Below are 10,460 nucleotides of genomic sequence, written 5' to 3'. Positions count from 1 at the left end.
GCGCGCGAAACTGGCCGCGCTGACCGGGTTTCACACGCCTGTCTATCTTGCCGCATTGCAGGCGGCAGAGACGGCGCAAAGCGTGACCGACGCTATCCGGGCGCGTCACGGGTTGGGTACACCGTCCAATCCGGTCTTTACCGAAATGTTCCGCCGCCCGGCCACTGCTGCTGGCGGATCGTTGCTGGCGGGGGAATTGCTGCGCCACGGGGGGGTGATCTATTCGCCAGCGGGCGGCACCCATCACGGCCTGCCGGACCGCGCCAACGGTTTTTGCTATCTCAACGATCCGGTGTTGGCGATCCAGTCCTTGCGGCGCAACGGCGCGCGGCGCGTGGCCTATATCGACATCGACGCGCATCATCCCGACGGTGTCGAACACGCTTTTGCGCGCGACCCTGACACGCTGCTGGTCTCGACTCATGAAATCAATCGCTGGCCGCGCACCGGCGCGCTGACGGATCAGGGCGCAGGTCAGGTGTTCAACCTGCCGGTCCCGGCGGGGATGCGCGATCAGGACATGGCTCTTATCGTGAACGAGCTGATCCTGCCTGCGGTGCAGGCGTTTCGCCCTGATGCCATCGTGCTGCAATGCGGTGCGGATGCCGTGACCGAGGACCCGCAATCGCGCCTGTGTCTGTCAAACAATGCGCACTGGGATGTCGTCGCGACCCTGCGCGACATGGCCCCGCGTTATCTTGTGCTGGGCGGCGGCGGCTATAACCCATGGTCGGTCGGGCGTCTGTGGACGGGGGTCTGGGCCATTCTCAACGGCAACGACATCCCCGACCATCTGCCAGCCGCAGGTCAGGCGGTGCTGCGGGCGTTGCAATGGGACGGTGTGGCCAGACGCCACCAGCCGCAGGATCAGTGGATCACGACGCTGCGCGACAAACCCCGCAACGGCCCGATCCATGACGAGGTGCGCGCGGGTGTGGCGCATCTCAAACCCCGCATCATCCGGGCTTAAACCTCCCCGCCGTGAGGCGGAGCCGCATTCGCCAAAGCCTGTGGCAAGGCGGCCAAGGTTCGTTCCACCGCGCCGGCATGCTGCGCATAGAAGGCGGCGATCCGTGCCTCGGACACATCGACGGGCGACGTGACCGCCGCGTGCAATTCCGCCGCATTCTGCACGTGGTGGCACACGCCTGCGGCAATCGCCTCGACCGCGGGATAGGCGATGGTCCAGATATGCGGGCCGACGATCACAGGTTTTCGCAGGGCCAGCGGTTCGATGATGTTATGCGCGCCTTTGGTCACGAAGCCGCCGCCGACGATGGCGCGGTCGCATAGCGCCAGATAGAAATACATCTCGCCCATAGAATCGCCCAGCAATACGTCGATATCCGGCAGTGCCGCCGCACTCAGCGCGCTATCCAGCACATCGCTGCGCCGCGCAAACCGCAATCCGGCGTCGGCCAGCATCCCGGCCACCTGATCAAACCGTTCCGGCGCGCGGGGCACATAGACAAAGAACGCGTCCCTGCTTTGCCGGATTATGTCGATGTAGACTGCATCCTCGCCCTCGACCACGCTGGTCAGGGTAAAGGTCGGGCGACCTTTGCTCAGGCGCTGGCGCAGGTTTTCTGCCGCTATGAGCTGCGCCTGCGGGATCGGCTGGTCAAAGCGCAGCTCGCCCGTGACATGGATATTGCGCATCCCCGCAGCGGCGAACCGTCCCGCCTGCAATGTGGATTTAACGAACCCACCGGCGAAACCGCCCGTCAATGCGGCCCGCAGGCCCCAGCCGGACATATCCTTGTCGAAACTCTTTTGCGGATATTGCGCGTTGCACATGAACAAGGGCACATCGCGCGCGCGGGCTGACATGATCATGCGCGGCCAGATCTCGATCTCCATCACCAGCCCGTATTTGGGTACAAAGCTGCGCAGGAACCCGCGATAGGCAAAGCCCATATCGAAGGGCACCCAGACGACCTGCACCCGGCCTGCCGCGATTTCAGGGGCAAATTCGCGCAACGCCTCTCGCCGTCCGGCGGGGGTGAAATGGGTGGTCACGACGCTTTCGCCCTGCGCCAGCAACGCGCGGATCAACGGCGTGGCGGAGCGCATTTCGCCCAAGGATACTGCATGCACCCAGACCGGGTGTCGCAGAACGGCGCGGACAAGGCCGAACCGTTCCGCCAAATGCAGCCCATAATCGGGGTCCTTGCGCGCCCGCAGCCGCAGATAGATAATGACCAGCGGCAGCAAGACCCACCAGGCCAGCGCATAAGCAATCAGCGCGAGCCGCAGGCGGAAAGACGGGAAACGGTCATTCATGTTGGGTTTCCAGCAGCGCGCACAGGTCTCCGGCGAGCGCATCCGTGGCAATGCCGGCGCTTTTTGCTGCCGCCGCTGCCCTGCCCGCCACCTGTGCCAGATCCGTGCGGCGCAGGGTCGCGGCAATCTCTGCCGCCGTCGTCACTGGCACGGCACCCCCGGCGACGTCCAGCGCGGCAAAATCGGATCGGAAGTTGCCCACCTGCGGCCCGTGCAGCAGGGCGCAATCTAGCTGTGCCGCCTCCCAAGGATTATGGCCCTGCGTCGCGTCAAAAGTTCCGCCGATCAGCACGGCCTGCGCCAGAGGGTAAACCAACCCCAGATCACCGAATGTATCGCACACCCACAGCGGATCATCCGCGCCCGGCACTGCGCCTTGCGATTTCAGCGGGGCAGGGCGGGCGATACCGCGCCGGTCGGGGTGGCGCGGTGCAACGATCAACAGCGCACCGGGGTCCTGCGTGCGCAGCGCGTCGTGCGCCGCCAGCGCCGCGTCCTCATCCGCCGGGTGCGACGGGGCGACGGCCCAGATGAAACGCCCTGCCAGTGCCATTTGCAAGGTATGCAATTCCCCCCGGTCGCAGCCCAGTGCAGGGGCTGCGGGCTTCAGCGACCCGGTGACACGCGCATCAGCGCCCAAGGTCACCAGATGCGCCGCCGTTTCCGGGTCCTGCGCCGTGATCAGCGCCATCCGTGCATAAAGGTCGCGGAAAAGCCCCCGTGCCTTGCGGTGCCGCGCAAAGGCGGCGTCATTCATCCGCGCTGCTACAATCGCTTGCGGAATGCCGCGCTGCGCCAGATCATGCACGAAGCCCGGCCACAGATCCTGTTCCGCCCAGATGCACAGATCCGGTCGGAAATGGTCCAGAAACCGCCGCCTGTAAAGCGGCGCATCCAAAGGCAGAAACTGATGCAATGTGCGTGGTGGAAGCTGGCCCGCAAACACGCGCGCTGATGCCGCCGTGCCGGATGTGACCAGAAAATGCACATCGGGTTGCTGGTCCGCCATACGCGCGATCAGGCCGCGCAGCGACATCACCTCGCCCAGACCCACCGCATGCAGCCAGACCAACCGCCCTGCGGGACCGGGGGCCAACCTGCGGCCCTGCTTTTCCACCCATCGCGTGTCATGTTCCTTGCCACGCCTGCGTCTGTGCGACAGCATGGGGCGCGCCAGCAGCGGGATCAGATGACTTGCTGCCAGATAAGCGCGCAGCGCCAACCCGGTCCTAGCCTTGCTGGTCATGGAATGTCTTTTGCAGCGGCGCATCCCAGAACCCCTGATCGGCCAGCACAGCCGCGAAACGGCCCGCCGCCGACCCGCCACCAAAGGCGTCATGGCGCGGATAGGACCGGCCCCATTGATCATTCAGAAAACTTGCGATTGCCGCCGCATCATCCGCTGCCGCAAAGAACACCGATGGTGACTTTGCACGGTTGGTCTGCCGGGTTCCGATATCCAGCGATGGCAGGCCCAGAAACGGCGCCTCGCGCACGCCGGCGGATGAATTGCCAATCATCACGGCGGCATTTTTCATCAATTCCGAAAAATGCGCAAACCGCATTGACGGCAGCACGCGGAAACGGTGTTCGGGCAAACCTGCGATCACGTCGAATATCGCCGCCGATCCGGGGTCATTGTTCGGGGCGATCACCACAAAACTGCGTGCCGAGGCAACCATGGCACCGAAAAGAGCCTGCGCCTGCGCGCCCATGCTGGCCGCCTCAGATGTCACGGGGTGGAAAATGCAGATTCCGTAATCGTCATAAGGCAATGCGTAACGGTCCCTGACCTCGGCTAACGTCACACCGGACGGGCCAGCGTGGAAATCCAGTTCTGGTGATCCGATTGCGTGAATATGGCTTTGCTGTTCGCCCAGTGACATCACGCGCCTTGCCGCATCATCCGATGAGACGAAGTGATGACTGGCAAGCTTGCTGTTGCAATGGCGGTAAATCTCATCGATCGTGCCGCTGACCTCGCCACCTTCGATATGCGCGCAACGGATGTAGTTGGTTGCACAGACCAACGCGGTTGCCAGCGCCTCGACCCGGTCGCCATGGATCACGACCAGATCAGGGCGCTGTTCATGGATGAAATCGGAAAAGCCGATGACAGTTTTGGCAAGGATCATGTCCTGCGGATCGCCCGGACGCTGGTTGAGGAATTCATGCACCGTGACACCGGCGGTCCGGTGAACCTCCAGCTTGGTCAGACCGTAGGTTTTGAGCATATGCATGCCGGTCACGAAGAACGACACGGCAAAACCCGCGTCGCGCGCGGCGATTGCCAAAGGCTCCAGCTTGCCAAAATCGGCGCGGGTACCTGTTACAAACAGAATGGATCTGGGCATGATGGGTCCGGTACAAAATTGCTGAGCGTCACCGTATCGCCGCGCCCGACAAAAGAAAACCGCGATTGCCACCCGTGTTATGCGCTTGACGCCACGCGCGCCCGTCCGGTAAGTGTCCGCTTGGCTGGCGAGTGGGCAGGTAGGTTATGCAGCGGATTGCAAATCCGTGTAGACCGGTTCGATTCCGGTACTCGCCTCCATATGCTCCGGTCTGGCCGACCGTGATGGGAGCACTTCATCCCGCATTCATTTATCCCCAGCAAGCGGTCTTTGCGGCAAGATCAGTCGTTGCCGCGCTGGTTGGAATATGGCATCCTTGGCCTGCAATACTAAACGAAAGAGTTTGGCTTTTGACCGACTACACAACACGCCGCATCGTTATGGTGGACACGCAGGTCCGCCCTTCTGACGTTACCCGTTTTCCGATCATAGACGCGATGCTTTCCCTCCCGCGCGAGGAATTTGTCCCCGATGCGCTGCGCGAGGCAGCTTATATAGGGGAAAATCTGGATATCGGCAAAGGCCGGATCATGCTGGAACCGCGGACTTTGGCCAAGATGCTTGAACTGGCAGACATCCGGCAAGGGTTTGTCGCGCTCGATATCGGGTGCGGCCTTGGGTATTCCACGGCGCTGCTGGCAAATCTGTGCGAGTTTGTCGTGGCTGTCGAAGACGACGAGGCCCGCGCAGAAGAGGCCCAGCGCCTGCTGTCCGGGCATGGGATCGACAATGCGGCCGTCATGACGGGGCCGCTGTCCGAAGGATCGGCCAAGTCAGGCCCTTTCGATGTGATCATGATTCAGGGCGCTGTCGAAGAATTACCCGATCCGTTGCTGGCGCAATTGCGCGAGGGCGGACGGATCGTCTGTGTCTTTGACGAAGGCGCGTTGGGCGTCGTGCGTGTCGGGCACAAGATTGATGGTGTTGTTAACTGGCGTTTTGGTTTTAATGCAGGCGCGCCGCTGCTGGATGATTTTAGACGGCCTGCAATTTTTGCTTTGTAATTAATTTATACCGACCGTTTGAGGGTCGGCATTTGGGGGATCGGAAATGTTTCACAGGACAAGACTTGCCGGGTTGGCAATCATGATGGCTTTTGCCGCTGCCCCTTTGGCCAGGGCCGATACGTTGGCTGATGCGCTGGTCGCGACTTATACAAATTCCGGTTTGCTGGAACAGAACCGGGCCTTGTTGCGCGCTGCCGATGAAGGGGTGGCGCAATCGGTGGCGGCGACCTTGCCGGTGATCAACTGGTCAGTCTCGACCGCTAGGAATTTCAACAGTGCCGCGACACCGCCGCAGCCGCGCACGTCCACCGCAACCACTGCGCGGATCGCAGCATCGCTGACATTATATGATGGTGGTGCCAATCAGCTCGCCATCGAAGCGCAGAAGGAAATCGTGCTGAGCACGCGGCAATCGCTGCGCAGCGTTGAGCAGGATGTGCTGTTCCGTGGGGTTCAGGCCTTTATGAATGTGCGCCGCGAACGTGAATTCGTTCAGTTGCGCCAGAACAACCTTGGCCTGATCACGCAGGAATTGCAGGCGGCACGGGACCGGTTCGACGTGGGCGAAGTCACCCGGACCGATGTGTCCCTGGCAGAGGCGCGTCTGGCTGCATCCCAAAGTCAGCTGGCCGCGGCGCAGGGCCAATTGAGCCAGGCAGTCGAAGAATATCGCGCCGCTGTAGGCCTCGCCCCAGGTGCGTCGGGCAATGCCTCGCCTGCGCCGGTTTCCCAGTCGTTAGAAGAAGCCAAAGCCTTTGCCGTGCGTAATCATCCCGCTATTCTTGAAGTTCAGCACTCGGTCGCGGCGGCAGAGTTGAGCATCCGGCGCGGCGAAGCGGCAGTCAGGCCTAACCTGTCACTGGATACTTCGGTCGCGGTAAATCAGGATTTTGACGAATCGGCGCAGATTGGCCTCACGTTTGGTGGTCCGATCTACAGTGGTGGCACCATTTCCAGCCAGGTCCGGCAGTTGCAGGCCAACCGAGATGCAACCCGCGCCGGTCTGCACCTTGCGCGCATCGGCATCGAACAGCAGGTCGGCAATGCCTATGCTGCGTTGCAAGTCGCACGTGCATCCCGCCAGGCATCAGAACAGCAGATCAGCGCCGCTCAGCTCGCGTTTGAGGGTGTCCGAGAAGAGGCAACGCTTGGCGCGCGGACCACGCTTGATACGTTGAACGCGGAACAGGAACTGCTTGATGCACAGGCAAACCGGATCGCCGCGCAGGTAGACGAGGTGATTGCATCTTATGCCGTGCTCGCGTCGATGGGTCTGTTGACGGCTGATCATCTGGGCTTGCCGGTGCAGCAGTATGATGTGAATGCCTATTATAACCTGGTCAGAAATGCGCCTACCGCAAGATCCGCGCAGGGTCAGGCGCTGGACCGCGTGCTGGAAGCCCTGAGTCGCGACTAAGCGGCCTGTTGTTTTGTCGTCATGCATCCGTTAGTGTTTTCTGAAAAACATCAGGCAGCGGGATAAAGAATGACGAACATGGCAAGGTCGAACGAAATCGACGCGCTTGTATCCTCTGTCCGCAATCTGGTTTCGAACCGGGATGCGGACAGCCTTCCTAAGTCGCATGACGCCGGTCGTCTGGTTCTGACTCCCGCCTTGCGGGTTGATCTGCCTGCAGAAGCTGCCGCAGTCGATCTGCCATTGCCTGAACCGGCCGAAGATGCGCAAGCCATTCTGGCAAATGCAGAAGATTCAGTCGCGCCCCCAGCCGATGGTCACGAAGCCGATGACGATGAAACCGTCGAAAATGACATCTGGGCCGCAGGCACATTTCACACATCGCAGAACAAGAATGATGATCTGACGCAGCCAATCGTGGCGGACGACGCCTCTTCGGAGGTGTCAGCACCAGCACCGACGCAAGCTCAGGATATCGCCTCGCTGATCGATCAGGCGGCTTTGCGCGACATGATCGTTGCGGTCGTGCAAGAGGAACTGGGCGGTGAAATGGGTGAACGCATCACCCATAACGTGCGCAAACTGGTCCGGCGCGAGATTAACCGCCTGATCGCTGCGCAGGAACTGAGCTGAGTTTTTGGGTCAGACCGGCCCCGCGAGATCCAGCAATCGGTCAATATCCAGATGCCGTTCAAGGTGATCGGCGAGCGTGTCGAGTGTGGATTGCACCTGCGCATTGTAGTCATACTGGCTGACCGGCTTGCCCAGCCGCGCGAAAAAGGCGTTGCGGAAGGCATCTGCACTGAACAACCCGTGAAGATAGCAGCCCATCACGTGGCCATCTGCTGATGCAGCCCCTTCGCCGCGTTCTTCCAGCGACAGCCATGCGCGCGCGCAATCGGGACCAGTCGTGTCGCCCATATGGATTTCATAACCGCTGATAGCGTCATTCGTCGCAAGATATTTCGCCTGCGACAAGGCCAGCCGTTTATGAGGCTGCATGACGGTGTTCACATCCAGATGACCCAACCCCTGCACCATGCAAGGCGCGCCTTCGACACCGTCGGGATCGGTGATGGTCTGGCCCAGCATCTGATAGCCGCCGCAAATCCCCAACACATGCCCGCCGCGCCTGATATGGGCGGCAAGGTCGATATCCCAGCCTTGGGCGCGGAAATGCGCGAGATCGGCAATGGTCGATTTCGACCCCGGCAAGATCACCAGATCGGCGTTCCCGGGCAGGGGGCGTCCCGGTTCGATCACCTCGACACTGACACCGGGCGTGCTGGACAAGGGATCAAGGTCATCGAAATTCGCGATCCGGTTCAGGCGCGGCACGACGATACGGATGTCGCCGCCTTCGCGACTTTTGATATCCATCACATCCTCGGCAGGCAGTTTCCACGCGTCGGCGAACCACGGGACGATCCCCAGCGGCGCCCAGCCGGTGCGGGCGCTGATGATATCCATCCCATCGGCGAAAAGCGTCGGATCGCCGCGAAACTTGTTGATCGCGTAGCCTTTGATCAGGGCGCGATCATCATCGGGCAGGACCGCATGGGTGCCGACCATCTGCGCGATCACTCCCCCACGGTCGATATCGCCGATCAACACGACCGGGACGCCCGCGGCGCTGGCGAAACCCATATTGGCGATGTCGCCCACCCGAAGATTGACCTCGGCCGGGCTGCCCGCACCTTCGATGATGATCAGGTCGCGCCCGCGCGCGAGGCGGTGAAAACTGTCCAGCACGGAAGGCAGCAGCGTGGCCTTGTGCTTGCCATAATCACGCGCCTTCAGCGTGCCGGTGCGTCTGCCCTGCACGATCACCTGTGCGCCGATGTCGGTTTCCGGTTTCAGTAGCACCGGGTTCATATCGATGATCGGGTCCAGTCCACAGGCCAGTGCCTGCAAGGCCTGCGCCCGCCCAATCTCGCCGCCATCGGCGGTGACGGCGGCGTTGTTGGACATGTTCTGCGGTTTGAACGGCGCAACCGACAGGCCGCGACGGACGCAGGCCCGCGCGATCCCGGCCACCAACATGGATTTGCCCACGTTGGACCCGGCCCCCTGGATCATGATCGCTTTGGTCATCGCGCACCTCTTTGCCAGACGTCATAGGCAAGCCACGGGACCAAGGGAAGTGCGACCGCTTGCCCGGAAACGAAAAACGCGGCCCCGCAGGACCGCGCATTTTCAAACCATCACGATTGGCGCGGCTTTCAGGCGGCGCGCGCTTCCTGCTCGGCTGCGTTGCGACGTTCGCTTTCCTCGCGCGACAGGGCGACCGATGTGCGGATGCCTTTGCCGACGAATTCCATCAGACCATTGACCACACGTTCGTTGGGATCAATGCCTGCGCATGACAAAACTTCACGGCCATCGCGCGAACGAGCCCAGCGGGCGATCTGTTCGGGACCATTGCCGTATTTCTTGTCATCAGCGATCGCGTCATCCAGCGCAGCAAGCACAACGGCAGCAAATAACTTGCGGGCGCGGTTGCCCTGTTCGTTGTTGAATGCTGTTCCGTCGACGAAATCTCTCATTTTGCTTCCTTTTTTTGCTCTTGCGGATCCGCCTGACCGCCCTTATGCACTTTCAAAGGCGATTCGGGGACGCTGTTTTGGAATGGCTGCCATGCACGTTTTGCATAGCTCGCTACCCCAACCGCGTAGATTTAGTGATCTTGCCAGTCTGTCATCACCCATATATAGGCTGGGTCGATTGCCATACAAGTCTTGGCCCCATTCTGTCATGAAGTGACCCATGCCCAAAATCAACGGTAACGAAATCCGCCCCGGCAATGTGCTGGAACATGAAGGTTCCTTGTGGGGGGCCGTCAAGGTTGACCACGTCAAGCCCGGTAAGGGCGGTGCATTTGCGCAGGTGGAACTGAAAAACCTGCGTGACGGGCGCAAGCTGAACGAGCGTTTCCGGTCCGCCGATAAAGTCGAGCGCGTGCGGCTGGATCAGAAGGACCAGCAGTTCTTGTTCGAAGCTGACGGGATGCTGACATTCATGGACAGCGACACCTATGAACAGATCGCGCTGCCGGTCGATATCCTTGGCGACCGTCGCCCGTTTCTGCAGGACGGCATGGTCGTGCATATCGAATATTACGGTGAAGAGGCGCTGAACGTCACCTTGCCGCAAAAGGTGGTTTGCAAAGTCGCCGAGACTGAGCCTGTGGTCAAAGGCCAGACCGCCGCCAACAGCTTTAAACCGGCGATCCTGGATAACGGTGTGCGGATCATGATCCCACCTTTCGTCGGCACGGATGAAGATATTGTGGTCAACACCGAATTGTTCGAATACGTCGAACGCGCGTAAATCGGTATCAGGCCTGCGGCGACGCGCGCCTCGGTGCGCGCCGCGCGGAATGTCTTTCCGCTGACAACG

General features: G+C 61.2%; 10 protein-coding genes and 1 tRNA gene. 6 read left to right on the top strand and 5 right to left on the bottom strand.

The window, feature by feature from the left end; all coding sequences use genetic code 11:
• Window positions 1-970 (top strand): acetoin utilization protein AcuC (locus ACK4TM_RS08370; RefSeq protein WP_409699592.1); only part of this gene is annotated, 970 nt, incomplete at its 5' end.
• Here the strand turns inward: ACK4TM_RS08370 and ACK4TM_RS08365 are convergent.
• Genes ACK4TM_RS08365 through neuC form a run of 3 tightly spaced genes read right to left on the bottom strand, consistent with a single transcriptional unit; the run spans window position 967 to window position 4,637 of the window.
• The gene (locus ACK4TM_RS08365; RefSeq protein ID WP_409699589.1) at window positions 967-2,283 is read right to left on the bottom strand and encodes a 3-deoxy-D-manno-octulosonic acid transferase; all 1,317 of its coding nucleotides are present in this window, start codon (window positions 2,281-2,283) and stop codon (window positions 967-969) included. The two genes, ACK4TM_RS08370 and ACK4TM_RS08365, sit on opposite strands and share 4 nt — an antisense overlap.
• Window positions 2,276-3,529, bottom strand: coding sequence for a 3-deoxy-D-manno-octulosonic acid transferase (locus ACK4TM_RS08360; RefSeq protein WP_409699586.1), 1,254 nt, complete (start codon window positions 3,527-3,529; stop codon window positions 2,276-2,278). The genes ACK4TM_RS08365 and ACK4TM_RS08360 overlap by 8 nt, the downstream gene beginning before the upstream one ends.
• The gene (gene neuC, locus ACK4TM_RS08355; RefSeq protein ID WP_409699583.1) at window positions 3,513-4,637 is read right to left on the bottom strand and encodes a UDP-N-acetylglucosamine 2-epimerase; all 1,125 of its coding nucleotides are present in this window, start codon (window positions 4,635-4,637) and stop codon (window positions 3,513-3,515) included. Before neuC ends, ACK4TM_RS08360 begins: the two co-directional genes overlap by 17 nt.
• Window positions 4,638-4,763: 126 nt before the next feature.
• Here neuC and ACK4TM_RS08350 point away from each other — a divergent pair.
• The 4 genes from ACK4TM_RS08350 (at window position 4,764) to ACK4TM_RS08335 (ending at window position 7,694) form a co-directional block, all read left to right on the top strand.
• A tRNA-Cys gene (locus tag ACK4TM_RS08350) sits at window positions 4,764-4,837 on the top strand.
• A gap of 150 nt (window positions 4,838-4,987) precedes the next feature.
• The gene (locus ACK4TM_RS08345) at window positions 4,988-5,641 is read left to right on the top strand and encodes a protein-L-isoaspartate O-methyltransferase family protein (protein ID WP_409699580.1); all 654 of its coding nucleotides are present in this window, start codon (window positions 4,988-4,990) and stop codon (window positions 5,639-5,641) included.
• Between the two features lie 82 nt (window positions 5,642-5,723).
• Window positions 5,724-7,061: a TolC family outer membrane protein gene (locus ACK4TM_RS08340; protein ID WP_409699577.1), complete on the top strand. Its 1,338-nt coding sequence runs from the start codon at window positions 5,724-5,726 to the stop codon at window positions 7,059-7,061.
• A 78-nt stretch (window positions 7,062-7,139) separates the two neighbouring features.
• On the top strand, window positions 7,140-7,694 hold the full coding sequence (locus ACK4TM_RS08335; protein WP_409699574.1) for a hypothetical protein: 555 nt from the start codon (window positions 7,140-7,142) through the stop codon (window positions 7,692-7,694).
• A 9-nt stretch (window positions 7,695-7,703) separates the two neighbouring features.
• Here ACK4TM_RS08335 and ACK4TM_RS08330 read toward each other — a convergent pair whose 3' ends face one another.
• On the bottom strand, window positions 7,704-9,155 hold the full coding sequence (locus ACK4TM_RS08330) for a cobyric acid synthase (protein ID WP_409699571.1): 1,452 nt from the start codon (window positions 9,153-9,155) through the stop codon (window positions 7,704-7,706).
• Window positions 9,156-9,283: 128 nt separating this feature from the next.
• Entirely contained in the window at window positions 9,284-9,607 is a 324-nt protein-coding gene (locus tag ACK4TM_RS08325) for a DUF6280 family protein (protein ID WP_019954464.1), read from the bottom strand.
• 220 nt (window positions 9,608-9,827) lie between these two features.
• Between ACK4TM_RS08325 and efp the strand changes: the two genes are divergently transcribed.
• On the top strand, window positions 9,828-10,391 hold the full coding sequence (gene efp / locus ACK4TM_RS08320; RefSeq protein WP_409699567.1) for an elongation factor P: 564 nt from the start codon (window positions 9,828-9,830) through the stop codon (window positions 10,389-10,391).
• The last annotated feature ends 69 nt before the right edge of the window (window positions 10,392-10,460 follow it).

It is taken from the genome of Yoonia sp., from assembly GCF_046292185.1.
GTDB lineage: Bacteria > Pseudomonadota > Alphaproteobacteria > Rhodobacterales > Rhodobacteraceae > Yoonia.
This window is presented reverse-complemented; position numbering and strand designations above follow the sequence as displayed.